Source organism: Aureimonas sp. AU12, from assembly GCF_001463705.1.
Classification (GTDB): Bacteria; Pseudomonadota; Alphaproteobacteria; order Rhizobiales; family Rhizobiaceae; genus Aureimonas.
Window position 1 is genome coordinate 62,450 of the sequence record NZ_BBWH01000020.1, and the last position, 25,651, is coordinate 88,100.

The 25,651-nt window shown below is 68.2% G+C and carries 21 protein-coding genes; 3 read left to right on the top strand and 18 right to left on the bottom strand.

The window, feature by feature from the left end; all coding sequences use genetic code 11:
* Nucleotides 1-130: 130 nt before the first annotated feature.
* The 12 genes from AUL33_RS07310 to AUL33_RS07365 all read right to left on the bottom strand — a co-directional run bounded on the left by AUL33_RS07310 (nt 131) and on the right by AUL33_RS07365 (nt 15,233).
* Nucleotides 131-775 carry a nucleoside triphosphate hydrolase gene (locus tag AUL33_RS07310; RefSeq protein WP_062205931.1) on the bottom strand — a complete coding sequence of 215 codons (645 nt, stop codon included), beginning with the start codon at nt 773-775 and terminating at the stop codon, nt 131-133.
* Between the two features lie 41 nt (nt 776-816).
* Nucleotides 817-2,283: a siroheme synthase CysG gene (cysG, locus tag AUL33_RS07315; RefSeq protein WP_082652394.1), complete on the bottom strand. Its 1,467-nt coding sequence runs from the start codon at nt 2,281-2,283 to the stop codon at nt 817-819.
* Nucleotides 2,284-2,317: 34 nt separating this feature from the next.
* Nucleotides 2,318-4,987, bottom strand: a complete 2,670-nt coding sequence (locus AUL33_RS07320; RefSeq protein WP_062205937.1) for a nitrate reductase — start codon at nt 4,985-4,987, stop codon at nt 2,318-2,320.
* Nucleotides 4,988-4,990: 3 nt separating this feature from the next.
* Nucleotides 4,991-5,341: a nitrite reductase small subunit NirD gene (gene nirD / locus AUL33_RS07325; RefSeq protein WP_062205940.1), complete on the bottom strand. Its 351-nt coding sequence runs from the start codon at nt 5,339-5,341 to the stop codon at nt 4,991-4,993.
* Nucleotides 5,338-7,794 carry a nitrite reductase large subunit NirB gene (nirB, locus tag AUL33_RS07330; protein WP_062205943.1) on the bottom strand — a complete coding sequence of 819 codons (2,457 nt, stop codon included), beginning with the start codon at nt 7,792-7,794 and terminating at the stop codon, nt 5,338-5,340. Before nirB ends, nirD begins: the two co-directional genes overlap by 4 nt.
* 184 nt (nt 7,795-7,978) lie before the next feature.
* Entirely contained in the window at nt 7,979-8,776 is a 798-nt protein-coding gene (locus AUL33_RS07335) for an ABC transporter ATP-binding protein (RefSeq protein WP_156419322.1), read from the bottom strand.
* A 60-nt stretch (nt 8,777-8,836) separates the two neighbouring features.
* A complete protein-coding gene (ntrB, locus tag AUL33_RS07340; RefSeq protein WP_062205949.1) occupies nt 8,837-9,733 on the bottom strand; it encodes a nitrate ABC transporter permease in 897 nt (298 codons plus the stop codon).
* Between the two features lie 38 nt (nt 9,734-9,771).
* Nucleotides 9,772-11,070 (bottom strand): CmpA/NrtA family ABC transporter substrate-binding protein, encoded by a 1,299-nt coding sequence (locus AUL33_RS07345; RefSeq protein ID WP_062205952.1) that lies wholly within the window; start codon nt 11,068-11,070, stop codon nt 9,772-9,774.
* Between the two features lie 362 nt (nt 11,071-11,432).
* Nucleotides 11,433-12,659, bottom strand: coding sequence for a CmpA/NrtA family ABC transporter substrate-binding protein (locus tag AUL33_RS07350; protein ID WP_082652395.1), 1,227 nt, complete (start codon nt 12,657-12,659; stop codon nt 11,433-11,435).
* Nucleotides 12,656-13,261: an ANTAR domain-containing response regulator gene (locus AUL33_RS07355; protein ID WP_062205954.1), complete on the bottom strand. Its 606-nt coding sequence runs from the start codon at nt 13,259-13,261 to the stop codon at nt 12,656-12,658. The genes AUL33_RS07350 and AUL33_RS07355 overlap by 4 nt, the downstream gene beginning before the upstream one ends.
* Nucleotides 13,262-13,335: 74 nt before the next feature.
* Nucleotides 13,336-13,764, bottom strand: a complete 429-nt coding sequence (locus tag AUL33_RS07360) for a heme-binding protein (RefSeq protein ID WP_062205957.1) — start codon at nt 13,762-13,764, stop codon at nt 13,336-13,338.
* Between the two features lie 191 nt (nt 13,765-13,955).
* Nucleotides 13,956-15,233 carry an Hsp70 family protein gene (locus AUL33_RS07365; RefSeq protein ID WP_062205959.1) on the bottom strand — a complete coding sequence of 426 codons (1,278 nt, stop codon included), beginning with the start codon at nt 15,231-15,233 and terminating at the stop codon, nt 13,956-13,958.
* Between the two features lie 1,019 nt (nt 15,234-16,252).
* On the opposite strand from AUL33_RS07365, the gene AUL33_RS07370 reads away from it, so the two are divergent.
* Nucleotides 16,253-16,636, top strand: coding sequence for a pilus assembly protein (locus tag AUL33_RS07370; RefSeq protein WP_280137799.1), 384 nt, complete (start codon nt 16,253-16,255; stop codon nt 16,634-16,636).
* Nucleotides 16,633-17,886 (top strand): TadE/TadG family type IV pilus assembly protein, encoded by a 1,254-nt coding sequence (locus AUL33_RS07375; RefSeq protein WP_062205966.1) that lies wholly within the window; start codon nt 16,633-16,635, stop codon nt 17,884-17,886. Before AUL33_RS07370 ends, AUL33_RS07375 begins: the two co-directional genes overlap by 4 nt.
* Nucleotides 17,887-18,024: 138 nt before the next feature.
* Here the strand turns inward: AUL33_RS07375 and AUL33_RS07380 are convergent, their stop codons facing one another.
* The 5 genes from AUL33_RS07380 to AUL33_RS07400 form a co-directional block, all read right to left on the bottom strand.
* Nucleotides 18,025-18,285 (bottom strand): DUF2283 domain-containing protein, encoded by a 261-nt coding sequence (locus AUL33_RS07380; RefSeq protein WP_082652398.1) that lies wholly within the window; start codon nt 18,283-18,285, stop codon nt 18,025-18,027.
* A gap of 190 nt (nt 18,286-18,475) precedes the next feature.
* Nucleotides 18,476-20,284 carry a translation elongation factor 4 gene (gene lepA, locus AUL33_RS07385; protein WP_062206156.1) on the bottom strand — a complete coding sequence of 603 codons (1,809 nt, stop codon included), beginning with the start codon at nt 20,282-20,284 and terminating at the stop codon, nt 18,476-18,478.
* A gap of 88 nt (nt 20,285-20,372) precedes the next feature.
* A complete protein-coding gene (locus tag AUL33_RS07390; RefSeq protein WP_062205972.1) occupies nt 20,373-21,173 on the bottom strand; it encodes a pseudouridine synthase in 801 nt (266 codons plus the stop codon).
* Nucleotides 21,174-21,243: 70 nt separating this feature from the next.
* The gene (locus tag AUL33_RS22930) at nt 21,244-22,269 is read right to left on the bottom strand and encodes a matrixin family metalloprotease (protein WP_062205975.1); all 1,026 of its coding nucleotides are present in this window, start codon (nt 22,267-22,269) and stop codon (nt 21,244-21,246) included.
* 183 nt (nt 22,270-22,452) lie between these two features.
* Nucleotides 22,453-23,388: a CHAD domain-containing protein gene (locus AUL33_RS07400; protein ID WP_062205978.1), complete on the bottom strand. Its 936-nt coding sequence runs from the start codon at nt 23,386-23,388 to the stop codon at nt 22,453-22,455.
* A 249-nt stretch (nt 23,389-23,637) separates the two neighbouring features.
* On the opposite strand from AUL33_RS07400, the gene AUL33_RS07405 reads away from it, so the two are divergent.
* Complete coding sequence (locus AUL33_RS07405) at nt 23,638-25,011, top strand: pentapeptide repeat-containing protein (RefSeq protein ID WP_062205981.1); 1,374 nt, start codon at nt 23,638-23,640, stop codon at nt 25,009-25,011.
* Here the strand turns inward: AUL33_RS07405 and AUL33_RS07410 are convergent.
* Nucleotides 25,008-25,481, bottom strand: a complete 474-nt coding sequence (locus tag AUL33_RS07410; RefSeq protein ID WP_062205984.1) for a CYTH domain-containing protein — start codon at nt 25,479-25,481, stop codon at nt 25,008-25,010. The two genes, AUL33_RS07405 and AUL33_RS07410, sit on opposite strands and share 4 nt — an antisense overlap.
* Nucleotides 25,482-25,651 lie beyond the last annotated feature (170 nt).

Sequence of the window (25,651 nt, forward strand, 5' to 3'; positions counted from 1 at the left end):
GCGTCCGACGTAGGCTCTGCCGTGTGTGGTCGGGAACGCCGTTCAAGGCGCCAGACGGGCCGCTCACGCAAGTCCAGACGAAGCCTGTCCGCCTCGGCTGGAAAGGTTTAAGCGCGACGCCCCGTAGCCTTCATCCCTCGCGGTCGCTGCGCACCGTCACGTCGGCGGGGCGGCTGCTCGTCAGCACCAGCCGCATGTTGGGCAGGTCGTTGCCTTCCATCTGACGGATCATCGCCTCGGGGTCGAGCTGGAAGCCGAGCCAGCGCTGGGTCAGGCGGTCGATCAGCACCTCCTCGCGCGCCTCGATCATCACCGTGAGGTCGAAGAGCGGGGCGAGGTCGCGCCAGCCGGGCTGGTCGAGGAGGAGGTAGTTGCCCTCCGCCAGGATGATGCGCGTACCGGCCTCGACGATGCGCCCGCCGGCCCGCGCGATCTCGATCGAGCGGTCGAAGACGGGCACCGCCACGTCGCAGCCTGTGTCGGCGCGCAGCCGCTCCAGCATGACGCGAAAGCCGTCGATGTCGAACGTGTGCGGCGCGCCCTTGCGGGACCGGTCTCCGCGCGCGTTCAGGACGGCGTCGTCGAAATGATAGCCGTCCATCGGCAGGATGTCGGCGACGCCGGGGCGGCGCGCGTTCAGCCGCTCCTTGAGGGATTCGGCTGCGGTCGACTTGCCCGAGCCCGGCGATCCCGCGATCGCGACGATGCGGCGCGCACTGCCATCTTCGGTCAGGAGCGCGTCGGCCAGTGCCGCCAGGGTCAGGGTCTCGGTCATAGGCGTCTCCTCCCGCGCGCCGGCGGTCGGGCCGCCGGTTCTCAGGACGCCTTTGCCCGAAGCCGCGAGGTTTCGCCAGTGGGGGCGCTCAAACCGGGCTCGAAACCTTCGAGCGCCTGCGCCTCGCAGTCGGCGAAGACCCGGCCGACGCCGATAAGGATCGGGCGATCGACGCCGATCCGCGCGACGATGGCGCCGAGATCGGCGAGCCGGCCGATGGCGCGGGTCTCGTCGTCGCGCGAGATGTTGGCGGCCACCGCCACCGGCGTCTCCGCGGGCAGCCCGTGCTCGATCAGCATGGCCGAGATGCGCGGCGCCATGCGCCCGCCCATGTAGAAGATCGTGGTGGCATGGTCGTCGGCGAGCGCGCGCCAGTCCATCCCGTCGGGCAGGTCGCCCTTCTGCGAGTGGCCGGTGACGAAGCGCACTTGCTGGGCGCGGTCGCGGTGGGTCAGTGACACGCCGAAGCCGGCGGCCAGCGCCGAGGCCGCGGTGATGCCGGGCACGATCCGTACGGGAATGCCCTCGCGCCGCAATTCGGCGATCTCCTCGCCCGAGCGTCCGAACACCGAGACGTCGCCCGATTTCAGCCGCACCACGTGTTTGCCGGCCTTGGCGAACTGCACCATCGTCCGATTGATGTCCTCCTGCCGGCAGCTATCGCGCGAGGCGCGCTTGCCCACCAGCATGCGCTTGGCCTCGCGGCGGGCGAGCTCCAGAATGTCGTCGGAAACGAGGTCGTCGAAGAGGATGACGTCGGCGGCCTGCAGCGCGCGCACCGCCTTCAGTGTGAGGAGTTCGGCCTCGCCCGGCCCGGCGCCCACCAGCGTGACGCGGCCGCCGGCCTGCGGGGTGGCGACGAGATCGGAGACGAAGCGGCGGGCATCGGCCTCCGCCACGTCGTCGGGGGCGCGGCGGGTGAAGGCCTCGTCGGAGAAGCGCTCCCAGAAGGCGCGGCGCAACGGCCCGGCTTCGAGCCGGTCCATCACTTCGGCGCGCACCTTGGCGGCGAGTTTCGCCCAGCCGGTGAGGGTCGCGGGGAGCAGCGTCTCGATGCGGCGGCGGATGGCCTGGCCGAGGATCGGCGCGGCGCCGTCGGTGGAGATGCCGACCACCACGGGCGAGCGGTTGACGATCGTGCCGAAGCGGAACTGGCAGAAGGCCGGCTTGTCGATGACGTTGACGGGCACGCCAGCGTCGCGCGCGGCGCAGAAGAAGGCCTGCGCTCCCGCCATCGTCTCGCAGTCGGCCACCGCCAGCGCAGCGCCAGCGAAGATGTCGAACGCCCAGGGGCGGTCGTGGTGGACGATGCGCCCCTCCGCGAAGGCGAGCGACAGGACGGTGCGCATCTCCTCGCCAAGATCGTCCATCGGCTCGTAGAGATCGACACGCGCGCCGGCCGCGGCCATCAGCTCGGCCTTCCAGGCGGCGCCGTCGCTGCCGCCGGCCATGGCGACGCGCTTGCCGCGAAGGTCGAAGAAGACGGGCAGCGTCGCCAACTCGCCCATGCGCTGCGGGCGCTGGCGGGCGGCGGCGTCGGTCTCACCTGATGTCTGGGACACGGGCTTCATCGATCAATCCCTGGATTTCACTCCGGCAGGAGCCACAATTCGACCCCGCCTTCAAGACCTCGCCCACCGCCGTCACGCTGCGGCAGGCGGGATCGGCGATCGCACGCTTGATGTCGTCGGCCCCGACGCCGAAACAAGAGCAGACGAGCGCGCCGGGATCGGGCCGGTCCGCCCCGGCGCGGCCGGCGAGAATGCGAAAGCGCGTCGCCGATTCCGCCACCGCGCCGTCGAGGCAGGAGACCGCATAGGCACGCGACACCGCGACCGGCCCCGGCGCCATCCAGAGCGCGCCGAGAAAGCGCGGGCCGGCAAAGGCCGCGAGACGCCGATGGCCGGCGCCGTCGCCATAGGACAGGATTTCGGCCTCGGCGGGAAGGCGCAACACCGCGCGGGCGAAGGCTTGCGGGTCGCCGGGCCGGGCGAGACCGGCCAGTTCCAGCCGCCAGCCACCGGACGCTCGAGCGCTCGCCCAGTAGTCGGCGCCGCTGGGGTCGGGCTCTTGCGTCGACACCGCGAAGCCGTGCCACGCCGCGTTCAGCCGAGCGACCGACACCGCGCAGGCTTTCGAGGCCGGCTGGCCGGAGACGGGATCGGCACGCGGCGGCACCAGCGCGTTGACGCGGGCTTTCGACGCGAACTGCCCGGTCCAGTGCATCGGAGCAAACAGCGTCCCGCGGGCGACGCGCGGGGTGACGAGCGCACGTAGGATCGCCGCGCCGTGATCGCTGGCAAGTTCCACGAGATCGGCCTCGGTGATGCCATGCGCGGCCGCGTCGTCCGGGTGGATCTCGCAGAAGGGCTCGGCGAGATGGGCGGAGAGGCGCGGCGAACGGCCGGTGCGCGTCATCGTGTGCCACTGGTCGCGGATGCGGCCGGTGTTGAGAAGGAAGGGGCGCTCGCCCGTCGTCACCCGCACCGACCGGTCGATCACGGGCACGAGCCGCGCGCGGCGGTCGGGCGTGAAGAAGCGCCCTTCCGCAAAGAAGCGCTCAGGTCCCGTGCCGTCGCGCCGGATCGGCCAGCGCACCGGCGCCAGCCGCTCGTAGGCGAGGTCACTGACATCGGCCAAACCGCCGATGTCGAAGTCGCGGCGGCCTTCGTTCTCGTGCGCGGAAAGCGCGGCGTGCTCGCGGAAGATCGCGGCGGCGTTCGGATAGCGGAAGCCGGCAAAGCCCATTCGCCGCGCCACCTCGGCGAGCGCCCACCAGTCCGGCCGCGCCTCGCCGGGGGCGGGCAGGAAGGCGCGCTGGCGCGAGATGCGGCGCTCCGAATTCGTCACCGTGCCGTCCTTCTCGCCCCAGCCGCAGGCCGGCAGCGCGACATCGGCGAAGGCCATCGTGTCGGTGTCATCGACGATATCGGAGACCACCACGAAGGGGCAGGCCGCCAGCGCCTCGCGCACCCGGTCGGCGTCGGGCAGCGAGTCCACCGGGTTGGTGCCGATGATCCAGAGCGCGCGGATCCGCCCGTCATGGACGGCCTCGACGAGATCCACCGCCTTGAGGCCGGGCGTCTCGGCTATTCGCGGCGCGTTCCAGAAGCCTTGCACGAGATCGCGATGCGCGGGCTCGCCGAGGTCCATATGCGCGGCGAGCTGGTTGGCGAGGCCGCCGACCTCGCGCCCGCCCATGGCATTGGGCTGGCCGGTGACGGAAAAGGGCCCCGCGCCCGGCCGCCCAATCCGACCCGTGGCGAGATGGCAGTTGAGGATGGCATTGACCTTGTCGGTGCCGACCGAGGACTGGTTGACCCCCTGGCTGTAGACGGTGACGACCTTGTCCGTCGCCGCGAACAGCTTGAGGAAGTCCGCCAGCCGCGCCGGCTCGACGCCGGTGGCCTCCGCCAGAAGCGCCATATCAAGGTACGGCCGCGCGGCTTCGAGCGCCGCGTCCAGCCCGCTCAGATGCGCCCCGGCATAGGCGTGGTCGAGGGCACCGGCGGCCTCAATATGGGCGAGCGCTCCGAGGAATAGCGCTACGTCGCCATCGGCGCGCACGGGCAGATGCAGGTCGGCGCCGGCCGTGGTCGCGGTCTCGCGTGGATCCGCCACGACGATGCGTAGACCCGGCCGCACGGCTTTGGCCGCCATCACCCGCTGCCAGAGCACCGGGTGGCACCAGGCGAGATTGGTGCCGACGAGCACGAGAAGATCGGCCTCTTCGAAATCCTCGTAGGTGCCGGGCACCGTATCGGAGCCGAAGGCGCGTTTGTGGCCCGCCACCGACGAGGCCATGCAGAGGCGTGAGTTGGTGTCGATGTTGGCGGTGCCGAGGAACCCCTTCATCCACTTGTTGGCGACGTAATAGTCTTCCGTCAGCATCTGGCCAGAGACGTAGAGCGCCACAGAATCCGGCCCGTGCTCGCGCACCGCCGCGCCGAAGCGTTTCGCCACGAGATCGAGCGCCGCGTCCCACGACACCCGTGCGCCGTCGATGCTGGGATGAAGCAGCCGCCGGTCGGGGATCAGCGTCTCGGCGAGCGCCGAGCCCTTCGAGCAGAGGCGCCCGAAATTGGCCGGGTGAGCGCCGTCCCCTTCGATCCCCACCGAGCCGTCGGCCCGCGGCGTCGCCAGCACCCCGCAGCCGACGCCGCAATAGGGGCAGGTGGTGCGGGTCGTCGTCGTGGGGGCGGCCGCTTCCATCGCCTATTCCGCCGCGAGCGCGAAGGCGGGCTGGCGCTCGACGAGGATCTCCAGCGCCTTCGTCACGGGATCGACGCGCACCGGAAAGGTGCGCACGCGGCCCTCGTCCGGTCCCTCGACGAGGCCGGTGCGGAGCGCGATCACCTGCGCATGCAGCGGGCAGGTGACGAAGCCGCCGTGGACGATCCCCTGGGAGAGCGGCCCGCCCTTGTGCGGGCAGCGGTCCTCGGTGGCGAAGACCTCGTCCTCCATGGTGCGGAACACCGCAATGCGCCCGAGCGGGGAGGTGACGCAGCGCGCGCCGCGCCGGGGAATGTCGGCGAGGTTGCCGATCGGGGTCCAGGTCTCGGTCATTCGGCGGCCTCCCGGAAGGGTTCGATCGCGGCCATCGGCCGGAACTCGTGGGCGGCGACCTCGCCGCTGGCGCGCGCGGCCCAGGGGTCGCTCTGCGAGAAGCGCTGCGAATGGACGAAGCGCTCGAAGTAAGCCCGGCGCCGCTCGAGATCGGCGACCACCGCGGCCTGGATCGAGGCCATGCCGACGCGCTTCAGCCACTTGTACATGCGCTCGAGATAGTGGCCCTGCTCGCGGTAGAGCTGCGTCAGAGCGACGATGACCTCCAGCGCCTCGTCCTCGGTGTCGACATGGCAGAGAACCTCGGTGCCCTTGATGTCGAGGCCGGCGGCGCCCGCGAAATGGATGTCGTAGCCCGAATCGACGCAGATCACGCCGACATCCTTGCAGGTCGCCTCGGCGCAGTTTCGCGGGCAGCCGGACACCGCCATCTTGACCTTGGCGGGCGTCCACGAGCCCCACATGAACTTCTCGATGCGGATGCCGAGCCCGGTGGAATCCTGCGTCCCGAAGCGGCACCAGTCGGTGCCGACGCACGTTTTCACCGTGCGCAGTCCCTTGGCGTAGGCCGCGCCCGAGACCATGCCGGCGGCGTTGAGATCGGCCCAGACGGCGGGCAGGTCTTCCTTTTTCACGCCGAGCATGTCGATGCGCTGCCCGCCGGTGCATTTGACGGCGGGAATGGCGAACTTGTCGACGACGTCGGCGATGGCGCGCAGCTCCTGCGAGGTGGTCATGCCGCCCCACATGCGCGGCACCACCGAATAGGTGCCGTCCTTCTGGATATTGGCGTGGACGCGCTCGTTGATGAAGCGCGACTGCTTGTCGTCGACATATTCGCCGGGCCAGTCGGCGAGGAGATAGTAGTTCAGCGCCGGGCGGCACTTGGCGCAGCCGCAGGAGGTCGTCCACTCCAGTTCCTGCATCACCGCCGGGATCGACTTCAGCCCCTTGGCGACGATGAGCCGGCGCACGTCGCCGTGCCCGAGCGTCGTGCAGGGGCACATCGGCTTGACCGCGTTCGGGTTGAACGCCTCGCCGATCGTCAGGCTCATCAGCTGCTCGACGAGACCCGTGCAGGTGCCGCAGGAGGAGGAGGCCTTGGTGTGGGCGCGCACCTCGTCGAGGCTGGTCAGGCCCTTGGCGATGATGGTTCCGGTGATCTTGCCCTTGCAGACGCCGTTGCAGCCACAGATCTCGGCGTCATCGGCCAAGGCTGCAACGGCCGCCATAGGGTCCAGCGGGAACCCTCCCTGGTAGCTCTGGCCGAAGATGAGCGTGTCGCGCATCTCGGCAATGTCGGACCCTTTCTTCATCAGGTCGCCGAACCAGCCGCCGTCGGCGGTCTCGCCGTAGAGGACGGCGCCGAGGATCTTGTTGTCCTGAAGGACGAGGCGTTTGTAGACGCCGGCCGAGGCGTCGCGCAGCACGATCTCCTCGCGGCCCGGCGCCTCCGCGAAGTCGCCCACCGAGTAGAGGTCGATGCCGGTCACCTTCAGCTTCGTCGGCGTGTCGGAATGGCGGAAGCCCGGGCCCGCTTCGCCGGCGAGTTGGCGCGCGGCGATCTCGGCCATCTGGTAGAGCGGAGCGACGAGACCGTAGACCCGCCCGTCGATCTCGACGCATTCGCCGAGCGCCGAAATCGCGGGGTCGGAGGTCACCATGTGCTCGTCGACATGGATGCCGCGCCCGACTGCGAGACCGGCTTGGCTTCCCAGCCCCGAGGCGGGGCGGATGCCCACCGCCATGACGACGAGCGAGGCGGGGATGACCCGGCCGTCGGCCAGTTCCACGCCCTCGACGCGGGTCTCGCCGAGGATCGCCTTGGTGTTGGCCCCGGTGACGACCTCGATGCCGCGCTTTTCCAGCGCGCGCTGGAGGAGGAAACCGGCGGCCGGGTCGAGCTGGCGCTCCATCAGCGTCGGCATCAGGTGAAGGACGGTGACCTCCAGCCCCTGCGCCCGAAGGCCGGCGGCCGCCTCGAGGCCGAGCAGGCCGCCGCCGATCACCACCGCCTTGGCGCGCGACTGCGCCGCGAGGATCATCGCCTCGACGTCGTCGAGATCGCGATAGGCGAGGACGCCGGCCAGATCCCGCCCCGGCACCGGCGGGATGAAGGGCGTCGAGCCGGTGGCGATGACGAGACGGTCGTAGCTTTCCGTGACGCCGTGGTCGGAGGTGACGGTCTTCGCTTCGCGGTCGATCGCGGTGATCCGGTGGCCCTTGTAGAGCGTCACGCCGTGGCGTTCGTACCAGCCGTCGCCGTGAATCACGATGTCCTCGAAGGACTTCTCGCCCGAGAGCACCGGCGAGAGCATGATGCGGTCGTAGTTGACCCGCGGCTCGGCGTTGAAGATCGTCACTTCGTAGCGGCCGGGGGCCTTCTCGAAGAGATGCTCCAGCATCCGGCCGGGCGCCATGCCGTTGCCGACGACGACGAGTTTTTCGGGCATGTTCGGGTCCTTCTCGCCAAAGTCGGTTCAGCGGGTACGTCGAGAGGAAGGGCGCCATTCTTCTCCCCTCAGGGGAGAAGGTGGACGCGAAGCGGCCGGATGAGGGGTCTGCAACGGCGGCGGAAGGCCCCCTCATCCCCCTGCCGGGACCTTCTCCCCGCAGGGGAGAAGGTGGCTCGTCCGGTCAGGCCGCTTCGACGAAGCGGTTGCGTTCGTAGAGAAACTTCAGCACCGCCTGACGGCACTTCAGGTAGGTCGGGTCGGCCGCCAGCTTGATGCGGTCGCGCGGGCGGGCAAGCGGTACGTCGAGGATCTCGCCGATGCCGGCCGAGGGGCCGTTCGTCAGCATCACGATGCGGTCCGAGAGCAGGACGGCCTCGTCGACGTCGTGGGTGATCATCATCACGGTGGTGCCGAGATTGGCCTGGATCTGCATGACCTGATCCTGCAGATGGGCGCGGGTGAGGGCGTCAAGCGCGCCGAAGGGCTCGTCGAGGAGCAGGATCTTGGGCTCCATCGCCAGCGCCCGGGCGATGCCGACGCGCTGCTTCATGCCGCCCGAGATCTCGGAGGGGCGCTTGTCCTTGGCATGGCCCATGTGGACCAGTTCGAGGTTCTTCATCACCCATTCGCGCCGCTCAGGCGCCGACTTGGTTCTGCCGAACACCTTGTCGACGGCGAGCGAGACGTTCTCGTAGACGGTGAGCCAGGGCAACAACGAGTGGTTCTGGAAGACGACGCCGCGGTCGGGGCCGGGTGCGTCCACCACCTTGTCCTCGAGCAGCACGACGCCTTGGGTCGCCTGCGTCAGCCCCGCGACGATGTTGAGGAGCGTGGACTTCCCGCAGCCGGAATGGCCGATGATCGAGACGTATTCGCCTTTCGTGAGCGTCAGGTCGACGTCCCGCAGGACCTCGGTGGTGGCGCCGCCGCGCGAGAAGCGCATGGTGATGCCTTCGATGGAAAGGAACGGCTTGGCAATCATGTCGCGTCTCCTGAAGTCGGCGGGGTGGGTGTCCGGCAGGATGCGGGGCGCAAGGGGTCAGGCGGACGTGCCGCGGGTGACGGCCTGGCCGATGGCGGCAACGCAGCGGTCGAGCACGAAGCCGACGATGCCGACATAGACGAGGGCGAGGATGATGTCGGAGATCAGCGAGGAGTTCCAGGCGTCCCAGATGAAGAAGCCGATGCCGACGCCGCCGATGAGCATCTCGGCCGCTACGATCGCCAGCCACGAGAGCCCGACGCCGATGCGCAGCCCGGTGAAGATGTAGGGGGCGGCGGCGGGGATCATCACCTTGGTGAAGAACTCGAAGCCGTTGAGGCGCAGCACCTTGGCGACGTTGCGGTAGTCCTGCGGGATGTTGCGCACGCCGACCGCCGTGTTGATGATGATCGGCCAGACGGCGGTGATGAAGATCACGAAGATCGCGCTCGGCTGGCCGTCGCGGAAGGCGGCGAGCGAGAGCGGCAGCCAGGCGAGCGGCGGCACGGTGCGCAGCACCTGGAAGATCGGGTCGAGGCCGCGCATCGCGAGATTCGACTGGCCGACGAGGACGCCCAGCGCGATGCCGACCACCACGGCGATCGCATAGCCCATGGCGACGCGCTGGAGGCTCGCCCAAATCTGCCAGCCGAGGCCGACATCGTTGCCGCCGTTGACGTAGAACGGATGCGCGATCAGCTCCCAGGTGTCGGTGACCACCTGGCTCGGCGGCGGCAGCGCCGAGCCTGCGCCCGAGCACAGCACCTCCCAGAGGCCGAGCAGCACGGCGAGCGCGATGAGCGGCGGCACGAGATTGTCGGCGAGCGATCGAAGGACGCGGGCGGCTTGCGCCCGGCGGTCGGGCGTGGAGGGCCGCAGCGGCACCACGGCGCCCGCACCCGCCCTCGGCAGGGCGACGACGGAGGCCGAGGTCTTGGTCACGGTCTGGGACATGGAAGGGGCTCCGGTCTCGGTGCGCGGCGGCGCGGGCGTCAGGCGATGCGGGTGATCGCGAGGCTCGCGAGATAGGCGGCGGGGTCGGCGGGATCGAAGACCTTGCCGTCGAAGAAGGTCTCCGGGCCGCGCGAGGTGGACGCGGGGATCGCCGACAGCCCAAGCGCCTTGGCGGCCTCGCGCCACAGGTCCTCGCGGTTGACCTTGTCGACCATCGCCTTGACGTCGGTGGTCGCCTCCAGCTTGCCCCAGCGCATGTCCTCGGTGAGGAACCAGGCGTCGTGCGACTTGAACGGGTAGGAGGCATCGTCCCGCCAGAACTTCATGAAATGCGGCGAGGCCTCGACCACGCGCCCGTCGCCGTAGTCGATGATGCCCTTCATGCGCGGGCCGATATCGGCGGGCTTGACGTTGAACCAGGCGCGCTTGCCGAGCAGTTCGGCGAGTTCGTCCTTGTTGGCCATGTCGTCGGCCCACTGCGCCGCTTCCTGGATCGCCATCAGCAGCGCCACCGTCGCCTTGGGGTTCTTCTCCACCCAGTCGGCGCGCATGGCGAAGGACTTCTCGGGGTGCTTGGCCCACAGCTCGCCCGTGGTGAGGGCGGTGGTGCCGATGCCCTGCTCGACGAGCTGCGCGTTCCACGGTTCGCCGACGCAGAACGCGTCCATCGTGCCGACCTTCATGTTGGCCACCATCTGGGGCGGCGGCACCACGATGGTCTCGACGTCGGTGTCGGGGTCGATGCCGCCGGCGGCGAGCCAGTAGCGGATCCAGAGATCGTGCGTGCCGCCCGGGAAGGTCATCGCGATCTTGGCCGGCGTTCCCGCCGCCTTCTTCTGCGCGAAGCTGTCCTTCAGCACCGAGGCGTCGAGCCCGACCTTGAGGTCGCCGTAGGCCTTGCCGATCGAGATGCCCTGTCCGTCGAGATTGAGGCGGGCGAGGATCGCCATCGGCAGCGGCTGGCTGTTCTGCGTGATCTTGCCGGCGCTCATCAGGTAGGGCATCGGCGTCAGGATGTGGGCGCCGTCGATGCCCGATCCGTCCGAGCCGAGCACGAGATTGTCGCGCGTCGTGCCCCAGGACGACTGCTTGACCACCTCGACGTCGGGCATGCCGTGCTTCTCGAAATAGCCCTTCTCCTTGGCGACGATCAGCGGCGCGGCGTCGGTGAGCGCGATGAAGCCGAGCACCGCCTTCGTCGTCTCGGGGCCGGCGCCCTGAGCGAAGACGCCGCCGGGAAAGCTCGCCGATACCGCCGAGAACAGGGCGGCCGTTCCTGCGGTCGCGGCGGTGTTCTGGAGGAAGCGGCGGCGGCTGAGGCGGACGATGTCGGACATGGAGAACCTCGGGGCGACGGTCAAAGGGGGTTCGAAAACGAAAAAACGCCGCGGTCCCAACGAAGCGATCCCGAGTTTGGGATCGTCATGAAGGTCACGCGACGTCGATGTCTGGTGAGAGCGGCCGTCTCGAAGAGGCGCTCGGATCGGCCCGGTCGTCCTTGACGGGCTTGGCCTCTATACAGCCCCACGCGCCCTCATTTGGAAAGTCCAAATGTGCGGCAATGCAGCATGCCGAAATTTGATGCAGAGGGGTGGAAGATCGTTAGTTTACAACGATTCCGAACTGCTTCGGTCGCTGTCGCCGAAAGCGCCAGCCTGCACGAATATCTCGCATCGCCGCGATGGCTCGCGCGCCGGCGCTAATCGGCGTCGTCGGACGGGCCGGAGCCGCCTGGACGCACGCGCACCGCAAACCCCTCGACATAGGCCGGGATCGATGCGGGATCGAAGCGCCGCCCGTCACTGAGGCCCTCGTCGGCCCCCACGCCCTCGATGCGCGCGTCGGCGCCGGGCAAGCCAAGCCCGCGCGGCTCGAAGACCGCCCGGTAGAGGTCGGGCCGGAATGCGGCGGCTGCCCGCTCGGCCAAGGCAGGGTCGAGCGGAACCTGGCCCCAGCGCGCCATCTGCGCGTAGACCCAGAGCGCCTGGGCCCGCCACGGGACATTGGCCTCGCCCGCGTGGAAGGTAAGGTAGTCGGGGATCTCGCGCCGCGTGCCGTCGGGATCGACGGGCAGGTGTCCGGCGAGGATCTCCTCGATCACGTCCGCATCGCCGCCGACATGTTCGGGTGCGGCGAGGATCGCGGCGAGTTCCCCCCGGTTGGCGGGCTCGTCGCACCAGCGGGCGCTCGCATCCAGTGCCACGAGCAGCCGCTCGCCGGTCTCGCGGTGGGCCTCCCACCAGTCCGGCCGCAGCCCCAGCACCTTTTCCGGCGATCCCGGCCAGATGTCGGCCTTGACCGCGACGATGCGGCCGATCCCCTGCGACACCGCCAGGACGTTCCACGGCGCGTTGACGCAGAACCCGTCGATGGCGCCGGCCTTCAGCGCATCCGCCGTCATCGGCGGCGGCACCACGCACATCGTGACGTCCCGGTCCGGATCGATGCCGGCCTCGGCCATCCAGAAGCGGAACTCGTAATTGTGCGAGGAGAAGGGATAGGTCATCGCGAAGACGAGCGGCGGCAGGCCGGCGCTGCGGCGCGCGGCAACGACCTTCGCCAGTGCCCGGGCATGCGCGGCGGCCTCGTCGCGGTATTCGTCGCCCGCCGCCTCGCGCATCGCCGCGAAGAGGGCGGTGGAGAGGGTGATGGCGTTGCCGCCGCGCCCGAGCGCGAAGGGGGCGATCACGGGATGGGGGTTGGAGCCGAGATTCAGCTGCGAGGCGACCGCCATCGGCCCCAGCATGTGCGCCACGTCGAACTGGCGGAAGGCGAGGCGGTCGCGGATGTTCGACCAGGAGACCTCGCGCACCAGCTCCAGCCGCACGCCCTCGCGCGCGTCGAAGCCGCAGGCCGAGGCGGCGATCAGGACGGCGGCGTCGAGCAGCGGGATGAAGCCCGCGCGGATGGTGGGCGGCCCGCTCATCGGGCGTCTCCCGGCCCACCGAGGAGGGCTGCGGCGGTGACCACCGAGCGGGCGATCTCGACGAGCTTCTTCTTCTCGTTCATCGCAGTCTGGCGCATGAGGCGGTAGGCCTCCTCTTCCGAAAGGCCGCGCATGCGCATCATCAGGCCCTTGGCCTTCTCGATCACCTTGCGGTCGGCCAGTTCCGTGCGGGCCTCGTCGAGCTCGCGGGTGAGGCGCGAATAGGCGCCGAAGCGCAGGATGGCCATGTCGAGGATCGACTTGACCCGCTCCTTCTTCAGCCCGTCCACCACATAGGCCGAGACCCCAGCGTCGATGGCGGCCTCCATCGAGGCGGCATCCGAGCGGTCGACGAACATGGCGATGGGCCGGCGCACCGAACGCGAGACCTGGAAGAACGCCTCCAGCCGGTCGCGGTTGGGGTTTTCGAGATCCACCACGATGACGTCGGGGGCGAAGGCCTCGATCTCGCGCACCAGCCCCTGCATGCCGGTGACGACGTGGACGCGATCATGGCCGGCCTCGCGCAGGCCATCCTCGATGATGGTGGCCCGCGCGCGATTTTCGTCGACGATCAGAATGGCAAGCGCGCTGGGCTCCATGGGCGCAAACTTTACGCATGGCGCCAAACGAGGCAAGGGCCGCACCGCGACATTCCTGTGCGGTGCGGCAGGAATCAGCCGGCGTCGGCGGTGAGCCCGACGCTCTCGATGCCGGCGATCGCGGCGGTCTCGTCATTGTCGGACGTGTCGCCGGTGATGCCGACGGCGCCGAGGATCGCGCCTTCGGAGCGGATCAGCACGCCGCCGGGCACCGGCACCAGCGAACCGCCGCACAGCGCATTCATCGACTGGATGAAATAGGCCTGTTGCTCGGCGCGGTTTCCGAGCGCCCGCGAGCCCATGCCCATCTTCACCGCGCCGTTGGCCTTGCCGACCGCGATGTCGGGGCGCAGCGGCGCGGCGCCGTCCTGGCGCTCCAGCGCGATCAGCGCGCCGCCGGCGTCGAGCACGGCGACGGTGAGGGGCTTCAGCTTCAGCTCCGCGCCCTTGGCGAGCGAGGCGGCGACGATGCGCCGGGCGGTGTCGAGGGTGAGGGCGGTCATGGCGGGTCTCCCGGATCGTCTCATGAAGGAACCCGGAGCCGATCCGGCGAATCTGGGTTCACCGGATCGGCTCCAGGTTCCTGTTTGTCGCATTGTCCAGACGTGAAAGCCGAGTCGGCTTTCACTGGACATGCTCCGGGCGGGGATAGACCCGATCCGCCCGCCCGCCAAGGGTTCGATGCCGCGTGCGCTCAGCCGAAGCGGCGGGCGGCGTCGAGGCCGAGGCCGAGGCCGACCGAGCCGAAGGCGTCCGAGAGGGCGATGCGGGCCTCGGGGAAGCGCCGGGTGGTGGCGGCCTTGACGGCCGGCACCTGCGCGCCGCCGCCGGTGAGGATCACCGTCTCGATCGCCGAGGCCTCGATGCCGGCGAGCCGCAGCGCCGCCTCGATCGAGCCCTCGATGCGGGCGACGAGATCGCGGGTCGCGGCCTCGAACTCCTCGCGCGTCGCGGTGGCGTCGAGCTTCAATCCGGGCTCGTGCAGCGCGATCGGCACTTGTGGCGTGTCGGAGAGGGCGATCTTGGCGCGCTCCACGGCGCCGGCGAGGCGGTGGCCCGAGCGGTGCGCCAGCATGTGCTCCATCGCGCCGAGCTTGCCCGGCTCGGCGGCTTCCTTCTTCAGGGCCTTGATGTCGTTGAGGATCTTGGGCGTATAGAGCGTGTTGATGCGGTGCCAGGTCGCCATGTCGTTGAAGTACCAGACGGGCATCAGGCGCTTGCCGTCGGCGGTCGAGCTGTTCAGCCCGAGCAGCGGCTGCATCTTGGTCAGATTGAGCAGCCGGTCGAAATCGGTGCCGCCGACATGGACGCCGGTGGTGCCGAGAATGTCGCCGGCGCGTTCGCTCCGCCGGGCGCGCTCGGGCGAGAGGCGCAGGATCGAGAAGTCCGAGGTGCCGCCGCCGACATCGACCACGAGGGCGAGCTGCTCGGAATTGACGGTCGATTCGAAGTAGAGCGCGGCGGCCACCGGCTCGTACTGGAACTCGATGTTGCGAAACCCCTGCGCGCGGGCGGCCGATTCCAGCTGGTTCTGCGCGGCGGCATCGGCCTCGTCGCTCTCGTCGACGAAGCGCACGGGGCGCCCGAGCACGATCGAATCGATGTCGGCAAGGCCCGGCGCGTGGGCCTCGGCCTCGCGTTCGAGGCGACGGCGCAGGTTCGAGAGGAAGCGGCCGATGAGGTCCTCGAAGGTCATACGCTCGCGGCCGACCTGCGTCGTCTCCTTCATCAGCGAGGTGCCGAGAATGCTCTTGAGCGCGCGCATGAAGCGCCCTTCGGCGCCGTCGACATATTCGAAGACGGCCTTGCGGCCGAAATAGGTGTGGCCGTCCTCTAGGCTGAAGAAGAGCGCGGAGGGGATGGTGCAGTGCTCGTCCTCCACCGCCAGCAGCGCCGGGGCGCCGCCGGGGGCGCAGAGCGAGAGGGTGGAATTGGTGGTGCCGAAATCGAGACCGGGAAAGAGGCGGGACATGGGGCTCGACTTTTCAGGTGGGCGCAGACGGGGCGGAGGGCGAAAACGGGACGGCCCGCCCGCTCCCGGTGACCCGGCTTCGCCGCTCGGCGCCTGGAAAGCGGGCGCCACGCGGCGAGGCCGAGGGATCGGGCCGGCGACAGGGGCGGCCCGTATAGCCGACGCCGGGGAAACTGCCAAGGCGCGGCGGTTGCAGTGCAGCGATGCAGGAGAGGCGGGGCGGCTGTCGGGGTGCGGTGGCCGGGGCGTTTGCTCGAAGCCATGACCGGGCACGCGAAAGCGGCCCCGCGGCGCGGCGGGGCTGGTCATCTTGCCAGGGCGCGAAGCCTCGAGCGTTTTGCGCGATACGCTCCGCGTTTCGCGGGCGTTCGACCAGCGTCGCGGCAGCGCAAAACGCTGCGCGTTTCACGGGGGAGTGGCAGCGCGAAAGCTGACGCTTTCACGGGTCGCGAAAGCTGTCGCATTCGCTGGCGCGAAACGCTGCGCGTTTCACGGGCCGCACTGGCCTACCTCTCGGTCCGATCTCGCGGTCCGGGTTCACACCCCGGCGGGTTGGGCTGTCACGAAGACTGAGGTGTCCGCGATCCTTCGGACCCCTTCGTCGTGAGGGGACGCCCGGCTTGCGAAGAGCCGTCCGAGCCGCCTCGTCTCCGGAAGACGACGCATCGCGGACACCGCCCGCCAACCCCCGAACGATCCCGGTGATCATTCGCGCCATCCGTGGGCCAGCGGTGAGGCGAGTATGGGAGATGGTTTTGTGGCGGGGTCAATCGGAGATAAAAACAGTGCGCAACATGACGGCTTCCGCGATTGTCAATCAAGCTGACGATTTCGGTAAAATGAAAGCCCATTAGAATTTCTGAAGGAAATATACATTCAAGTATTTTAGGAAGTCAGGTAGCATTACAGTCTTATTGAATAACTGAAATTTAAGGCAAGCTATGCGATAACTTCCATAGTGCACCGAAGGGTTGTGTGGGGATTTGGTACTACAATCAATTCCGTTTGTTGCCCAGTGGTTGTCGAGGGACAAGCGCGGGTCCAGTGCTGTCGAGTTTGCGCTTGTTGCTCCGGTATTTTTGTTGATGCTCGCTTTCATGGCCAATGGCGGTCTGCATCTCTACGTGCACTCGACCCTCGTCTCTCTTACGCGTGAAACCGCACGCGGCCTGTCGCTCGGTTACATGACAGAAGACGAAGCGAAGACATTCGTTCGTGACAGTTCATCAAGGGACTTGGGCGTCGACGTCGCGCTTTCGATCGTCTTGCCGGACAAGCCGCACAGTTCCGACGTCCGTGTCACGCTCTTGGTGACCAAGGAGCAGATGGCAAGGTTTGCTCCATTCACGTCTCTTTTGCCTTTCGCCCTGTCGTACGCCGTCACGATGCGCAGTCTTCAATGACATTCCGCCTGAGCCGCTTTGGGTCCGATCGATCAGGCAACATCGCGATCCTGTTCGCTCTCATGATGCCACTCAGTCTCGGCATGCTGGGGCTCGTGATTGATGTCGGCATCGCCCGCGGACAGAAGAACCACATGCTTTCGATCGCCGAAGCTTCGGCGCTCGCAGCGTCGATGGATTATCGAGACGACGACAGGGGCGCCGCACGCGAGCGTGCGAAGACATACGCCACTTTCAACAGCAACAATGTGTCCAATGTCGTCACAGATTCCGAGGTCGAGTTCGGCGAGTGGGTCAACCGGACCTTCACGCCGAACGGACGCATCAACGCGATCCGTGTGACCGCGTCGAGAACCACCGACAAAAGCAACGCCATCCGACCGATCTTCTCCTCGTTCTTCGGAATGTCCGTCTGGGACGTGTCAAGCAGCGCCGTGGTTCTCCTCGAACCCGACCCCGTCTGCATCCTTGTTCTCAACCCGAGGCGCGGCGATGCGTTCGACATTGATCCCCAGGCGCAGATCATCTCCCCTGATTGCATCGTTCACGTCAATTCGACGGATCGCGGCGCTCTCGAAATTGGATACAGAGCCATCGTGCACGTGAAAAGCCTTTCGGTCGTCGGCGGCATCGACCAGAGAGGCTCTGCCTCCGTGCAGCCGCATCCGGTCACCGGGGCCCAACCGATGGCCGACCCTTACGCAGCACTTGCGCCGCCCGTGAACAACCGCTGTGGCGGGACAAAGCGCATCAAGCGGACCAATACGGTCCTGTCGCCCGATCTCGCATTCTGCGGTGGCCTGGAGATCGACGCGTCTCAAGTCACGCTCCAGCCCGGCGTCTACGTCATCAAGGATCGCTTCACCTTAAAAAATGGTGCCTCGATCAGCGGGGACGGGGTTCTGATCTACCTGGAGGGCAAGGGAACCGATTTTTTCTTCCATAGCCGGACCTCCTTCAACCTGAAGGCGGCGACGACAGGGCCCTACGCTGGCGTCGTCCTCTGGTCAGACCGACGCAACACACGCGACCACGACATCTATTCGAAGTTCGGTGCCCATGCGGAAGGCACGATCTACACGCCGTCCAGTCAGGTCGAATTCGAGAACGACGTCGTCTGGGAGGCGGACTGTATTCGTCTGGTGGTCGACCGTCTCGAACTCGACAATCGCTCGAAATACGCTTCGACCAACACGAAGAAGAATTGTCGAAACAATATTTTCAGCACGTCTTCGCGTCTGGTGCGCTGAGGGACAAAGGTGGCGGTGATGCCAGCGCTCAGCACCCACCTTGGCTCCGCGATCTGACCGGAGGCCGTAAAGACTGCTGACCGTGCAAGCCTCTGGCGTGCGCCTGCGGTAGAGGAGCCGACGTCACGATCGAGATCGTCAGGTGGCGTCCTGCAGGGCAGTTGGTAAGAGGTGCGTGCTGGCGTTCAGCGCTTCCATGGCGACGATCTTGCCGTCCGCGCCGAAGTCGAGGCCGCCGCCGGCTGCGACCTCCTCGCTTTCCAGAATTGTGTCCGCAGAGAAGCGGATACAGGCGGCACCGCTCTCCAGGTCGTCATGGACGGTCGGGCTCATGGTCGGCGCGCTTTCCGGTCGCAGGCCATCCGTGACGATACGGATTTCTTCACCGGTTTCCACCATCGCCACACGCTAACGCGGGTGGCGTTATGCGGGATGTCCGGGAAGCGCCGTTCCAGATCGGGTCACTTCGGGGCAATCGCCACCCCGTCGGGTCGGCGCACCGTGGCTTCGATCCATGCGGGATGGAGATCAAGCCCGCCGATGGCGCGCCTCGCATGCGTCGTGAAGACGAAGAGCTTCACGCCCCCGGTCAGCTGTCCATCTTCAGCGCCGCGATGAACGCTTCCTGCGGGATGTCCACCTTGCCGAACTGGCGCATGCGCTTCTTGCCCTCCTTCTGCTTGTCGAGAAGCTTGCGCTTGCGCGAGGCGTCGCCGCCGTAGCATTTGGCGGTCACGTCCTTGCGCAGCGCCGAGATCGTCTCGCGCGCCACGACCTTGCCGCCGATCGCCGCCTGGATCGGGATCTTGAAGAGGTGGTTGGGGATCAGCTCCTTGAGCTTCTCGCACATGGCGCGCCCACGCCGCTCGGCCTGCGCCCGGTGGACCAGCATCGACAGCGCGTCCACCGCCTCGCCGTTGACGAGGACGGAGAGCTTGACGAGATCGCCCTCGCGGTAGTCGGCGAGCGAATAGTCGAAGGAGGCGTAGCCCTTCGAGATCGACTTCAAGCGGTCGTAGAAGTCGAAGACCACCTCGTTCAGCGGCAGCTCGTAGGTCACCATCGCGCGCTTGCCGACATAGGAGAGGTCGACCTGCACGCCGCGCCGCTCCTGGCAGAGGGTCAGGATGTTGCCGAGATAGTCGTCGGGGGTCAGGATCGTCGCCTTGATCCACGGCTCCCAGATCGCCTCGATCTTCATGACGTCGGGCATGTCGGCGGGATTGTGCAGCGGGATCGTGGTGCCGTCGGTGAGCTTGATGTCGTAGACGACCGATGGCGCGGTGGCGATGAGATCGAGATCGAACTCGCGGCTGAGGCGCTCCTGGATGATCTCCAGATGCAGAAGGCCGAGGAAGCCGCAGCGGAAGCCGAAGCCGAGCGCGGCCGAGCTTTCCATCTCGAAGGAGAAGCTGGCATCGTTGAGGCGAAGGCGCCCCATCGCGGCGCGCAGGTCGTCGAAGCTCGCCGCATCCACCGGGAAGAGGCCGCAGAAGACCACGGGCTGCGCCGGCTTGAAGCCCGGCAGCATGGTGGCGGTCTGGCGCTTGTCTTCGGTGATCGTGTCGCCGACGCGGGTGTCCGCCACCTCCTTGATGCCGGCGGTGATGAAGCCGAGTTCGCCGGGGCCGAGCTCGTCCATCGTCACCATCTTCGGCGTGAAGACGCCGACGCGGTCGACCGGGTACTTGGCGTCGGTGCCCATCATGCGGATGGTCTGGCCGCGCTTCAATTCGCCGTCGATGACGCGCACGAGCACGACGACGCCGAGATAGGCGTCGTACCAGCTGTCGACCAGCATCGCCTTGAGGGGGGCCGAACGGTCGCCGGTCTTGGGCGGCGGCAGGCGGGTGACGATGGCCTCCAGCACCTCGCCGATGCCGATGCCGGATTTGGCGGAGATCATCACGGCTTCGGATGCATCGATGCCGATCACCTCCTCGATCTGCGCCTTCACCTTGTCGGGCTCGGCGGCGGGCAGGTCGATCTTGTTGAGGACGGGCACGATCTCGAGATTGTTGTCGAGCGCCAGATAGACGTTGGCGAGCGTCTGCGCCTCCACGCCCTGCGCGGCGTCCACCACGAGGAGCGCGCCCTCGCAAGCCGAGAGCGAGCGCGACACCTCGTAGGCGAAGTCGACATGGCCGGGCGTGTCGATAAGGTTGAGGACGTAGGTCTCGCCATCCTTGGCCACATAGTGCAGGCGCACCGTCTGCGCCTTAATGGTGATGCCGCGCTCTCGCTCGATATCCATGGAGTCGAGCACCTGCTCCTTCATCTCGCGCACCTCCAGCCCGCCCGTGGACTGGATCAGGCGGTCGGCGAGGGTGGACTTCCCGTGGTCGATATGGGCGACGATGGAGAAGTTGCGGATGTGGTCGAGGGGCGTCTGGCTCATGCACCGCATATAAGCAATTGCGAGAAAAACGGGAACCGGTTTTGCGAAGGGTTCCAGCGGGAAACGCAGCGGCTTCGCGCGGCGGCGCTCAAGGGGCGCGCAGCATCACGATCTCGGCCGGCGTCAGCGGGCGCACGGTTCCCTTTGCGAGATCGCCGAGGGCGAGCGGCCCGACGGCGACGCGCACGAGGCGCAGCGTTTCGATGTCGAGGGCGGCGAGCACCCGTCGGATCTGCCGGTTGCGGCCCTCGTCGAGGACGACCTCCAGCCAGGAGGTGCGCCCGCCCTCGCGAAGGAGGCGCGCGCGCTTGAGCGCCAGATGCTCGCCGCGATCCTCGATGCCCGCCTCCATGCGCGCCAGCAGCGCGGCGTCCACCCGGCGGTCGACCTGCACGTGGTAGGTCTTGCCAAGATGGCGGGCGGGGTCGGTCAGCGCGTCGGCGAAGGCGGTGTCGTTGGTGAAGAGGAGGAGGCCCTCGCTCGCCTTGTCGAGGCGCCCGACCGGCGCGATGTGGGGAAGGTCCAGCCCGGCGAGACATGAAAAGACGGTGGGGCGCCCCTGCGGATCGTGCCGCGTGGTGACGAGACCGCGCGGCTTGTTCAGCATGAGATGGATCGCCGCGCGGGCTTTGAGCGGCGCGCCGTCGACGGCGAGCCGCATGCGGGCGGGGTCGGTGCGGTGCTCGGGATCGAGGATCACGCGCCCGTCCACCGTGACGCGGCCCGCGCGCACCAGCGCTTCGCCTTGCATGCGCGAACAATAGCCGAGCTTGGACAGGACGCGCGCCAGCCCGTGGCCCGCAGGCGGCTCGCGGCCGGTGGCGGCGGAGCGGGAGGGCGCGGCTTTGAACGGCTTGCCGGACGGGGGCGGGCGACGCTCGCGTGTCATCGCCGCTCGTCGCGCAGAAGCCGGGGCGTCGTCAAGCGCCCCGGCTTTGCAGCTTTGAAGGTGCGAAACCTCAGGCGGCGTCGACGTAATAGGCGATGCCTTCGTACTGGAAGGTCGGGTTGTTGCCGAAGACCGAGGCGAGTTCGCTCTGGTTGGCGGTGTAGAAATGGACGCCGGAGGCCGAATTGTAGAAGCGGTAGAGCGCCTCGTGCGTGCCGCCGCCATCGGTGGCGGAGGCCTCATAGGCCTCGCCCTCGTAGCGGTAGTTGCGCAGCGTCGCGATCACCTGATCGCGCTCGGCGACGCTGGCGGTGTAAAAATGCGTGCCGGTGTCGGTGTTGTAGAAGCGGAAGACGTCGACCGAGGTCGCGCTGTCGTCGGCCGTGGTGTCGTAGGAATTGCCCTCGTAGCGATACTGCGGCAGCGTCGCGCCGACGAAGTCGCGCTCGGCCACCGAGCTCGTGTAGAAATGCGTGCCGCTGGCCGTGTTGTAGAAGCGGAACACGTCGCTCGAGCCCGATCCCACGACCTCCGTGTCGGCGGTCGTGTCGCGCGGATTGGCGCCGTAGATCTCCTGGATCGAGGCGATGTCGGTGCTCGTGGGGCCGCGCTGGTCGTTGAGATAGGGGTACATCAGCGAGGACGGGTCGTCGCTGTGGCCGAGGCCGAGCAGGTGGCCGATCTCATGGACCGCGACGGCGAACAGGTTGTAGCCGTAGGAGGCCGGGTTCTGCGAGAAGTCCCAGGTCTCGGCCGTGTCGAAGGTGACCTGGCCGTCGACCATCTCCTGGCCGGTGCTGCGATTGTAATAGTACCAGTTGGCCTGTCCGAGCGTCCCGTTCGCACCGTCGAACCCGCCGAGGCTCATCACGATGTCGGTGTCGCTGCGGTCGGCGAGCTGCGTGAAGTCGATCCGGGCCAGACTCTCCCACAAGCCGAAGGCCTTTTGGATCGCACCCTCGAACAGCCCCGTCGGCAACGAGTTGGCGCCGGTGACCGCCGCGTCGAAGGACGAGTCGAAACTCCACGTTACGGAACCGGCTGCCGTTCCGAACGTCGCGTTGCCCCACTTCGAGCCGTTGTAATTGATCGCCATTCGCTTCCGCCAAACCACTTTTGATGGCGGCTCTTAACACGGCATGGTTGCCGAGGGGTTACGGACCGGCCATCACAATTTGTTGGAAAGGGACCCTGACGGTTTACCAAAGGCTCGATGAGACCACTGCGACACGAGCGCAGGTTGCGACGCGCGGTCCCTGTGAAGTGCCGGGATCGGACTTCAGGGCGTCCCAGTCGGACCGCCGTCGCGCGTCTCCGCCAGCGCCATCAGCCGCTCCATCCGGGCGGCGAACGCCTTGGGTTTTTCGGCGAGGAGGCGCGACACGGCATCGACGGCGCTGGCGCGTAGCTCGCCCTGGTGCCGCTCGAGGCGCGCCCGAACGGTGGCGAGGTCGGCTGGGGCGCCGAAGGAAGCGGGGTCGGCATCCATCTCGGCGCGCAGCACCGCATAGTCGTGGTCGCGGCCGAGATCCTCGGCGATGCCGTCGGCGGCCTTTTCGAGCGGCGCGAGGGCCTCGGGCCAGAGCTCGGTGAGGAGCTTCAGGTGCATCGCCAGATACTTGATGCGCTTGCGCAGGTCGTGGAACGCCTCGCTGTCGCCCGACCGCAGCGCGGCGCGCAGATCGCGGCGGGCGCGCGCGTAATTGGCTTGAAGGCCCGCGGTAACGATCGCCCGGCGCCGCTTGGCGCCGCGCTTGACGACGAAGCCGTCGAGCCGGACGCGGCCCTCCTGCAGGGCGTCGATCGTGGCGGCCACGGGCGCATCGGGGTCGCCGAGCGCCTCGGCAGCGGCCTCGCGCTTCAGTTCTAGCGCGGTGCGCACCACGGCGAACGCATCGGTCTCGGCCTCGCCGGCAAAACGCCGCTCCAGCCCGTCGAGCGCCTCGATCAGGGCGGTGCGGTCGCGCGTGCCCGACAGGGCGTGGGCGATGTCGCGGTAGCGCGCGGTCTCGGTGGCAGCAAAGCCGGCATGGCCGGGGCGCGCGAGGATCAGCAGCCCGCGCAGCTTCTTGAAGCGCTTGCGCGCGTCGTGGATCGCTTCGTGCCGGTCGCCATCGCGATCCGACAGCTCCGCAATGGCCTTGTCGATCTGCTCGCGGGCGATGCGCCGGATGTCGGCGTCGAGGGCGGTGCGGGACTGGATGCGATAGGCCATGGATCTCGTTGGTCGTGTCAAGCATGCACGGGGTGCGCCCGCCCGCTGCGTCATCGTGTTCCATCTATCGCCCGATCGCGCAATGTCACGGTGCGGCCGCATCGAGAGAAGCGCGGCGGCCGTACGCGGATCGGCAAGGCGTTGCCGGCAGCGGCGAAGCGTCGCCGATCTCGCGCCCCATGCGCCATCGAAAATGCGGGCGGGCGGACCAGATAGTGCCGATCGACGATCACGGACGGTTGATGACGCATGGACGACCTTTCTGCTGCATCGGCGGACCTCGAGGCCCGGACGCCGCAAGGCCGGCTCGACGCCTTTCGCGAGGCGACCGGCGCGGGTCTGGCCGGCACGCGTCTCGACCTCAGCCGCCTCGATCTGCGCGCCGAGACACTGCAGGCGCTGGCCGGTGACGGGGCGCAGGCCGCCAGCTGGTGGAATGCCGGCCGCGAGGGGATCGACCTGTCGAACCTGGCGCTGGGGGCAGCCATCATCGGCAGGGCGGACCTGACACGCGCGGACCTGTCGCGCAGCACCCTCGCCGAGGCGAAGGGGCGCTCGGTGCGGCTCGACGCCTCGCTCATCGAAGAGACGGATTTCTCGCGCGCCGATCTCTCGGGTGCCTCCTTCGCCAAGGCGCAGGGCGGGCAGGCGGCGTTTCGCGAGGCGATGCTGGAGGATGCCTCCTTTGCCGGTGCGACCCTGCGCTTCGCCGATTTCGGCAAGGCGCTGCTCGACGGCGCCAGCTTCGAGGGCGCCGACCTCTGGGGGGCCAGCTTCGAGGGGGCCGATGCCGACCAGACGCTGTTTCGCGGCGCCCGCCTCGACGAGGCTCGCCTCGTCGACGTCAACCTGACCCATGCCGACTTCAGCGGCGCGAGCCTGAAGCTCGCGCGCCTCACCGGTTCGCGCCTTCGCGGCGCGACCTTCGCCGGGGCTCGGCTCGACGGGGCCGATCTCTCGGGCGCCGACCTTTCGGGCACCACGCTGACGCGGCTGAATCTCGCCTCCTGCCAGTTGCGCCATGCGCGCTTCGCCGGCGCCTGGATCGAGGGCACGCGGATGCGCATGGAGCAGATCGGCGGGGCCGTGGGCGAAGAGGTCGCCGGCGAGTTCGAGGCGGCGCAGGCCAGCTATCTGGCGCTGGAAGCCAACTTCACCAGCATCGGCGCCAAGGACGAGGCGAGCTGGGCCTACAAAAGCGGCCGACGCATGGGCCGCTCGGCGGCCGGCGCCAAGGCAAGAACCGCGCTGCGCGCCCGCCAGCCCCGCGCCTTCGTCGGCGCCTTCTACCGCTGGAGCGCCGACCGGTTCGTGGAATGGCTCTGCGACTACGGCGAGAGCCTGTCGCGGATCCTGCGCGCCTTCGCCATCCTCATGGCGGTCTTCGCCGTGCTCTACGGGATCAGCGCCGGCCTTGTGCCGGAGGGCGCCAGCGAGGGCAGCCGCAACGCGCTGGATCTCGCCAGCTACAGCGCGCTCAACATGATGACTGCCAACCCGCCGGAGATCGGTCTCGCGCCGGTGGGCCGCTTCACCAACTTCCTCGTCGGGTTGCAGGGCGCCGTCGGCATCGTTCTGATGGGCCTCTTCGGCTACGTGCTCGGCAACCGCATCCGCCGCTAGGCGTCGTCGTCCGGCACGAGGCCGGACAGGGCCATGGCGGCGTTGGTGAAGCGCGGGTCGTGCGTGACCTCCGGGCCGATCCAGGACGGAAGCAACACCGCGTGGTCGGCGGTGGGCAGCTCGATCTCGGCCAGCACCAGAGGGGCGAGGGCCCCGGCGAAGACGTCCACCTCGATCGTCAGCTCACCGAGCGGCACGAGATGCCGCCGCTTCTCGACCACGGTGCCCAGATGCGAAGCTTCGAGGGCGTCGGCATCGGTGTCGGGAATGTCGTACTCGAACTCGCCGCGCGACAGGCCGGCACCGGTCTTCACCGTCAGCACCGCCGGGCGGCCCTCGCGGCGGCGGACCCGGATGCTGACGCCCTCGCGCACCGCCAGATAGAACTGCCGGATTGCGGTACCGTCATCCGCGTCCTCGCGCCAGGATGGGTTCGTCACGAGAAACTTGCGTTCGATCTCTTCGGCCATGGCGCAACTGTGGGTCGGCGTCGGGCCTTGCGTCAAGGCAGCGTGCCACCGCCGCTCGGAGCCGTTTGCCGGGCCTTAACCCTTGTCGGGCAGGATTGCCGGCGGGCCGGTGCGGCTTTGGCGGCCGGCGTCCCGATCGCCGGACCCCGAGCCCTGGGCGTGTGGAGACC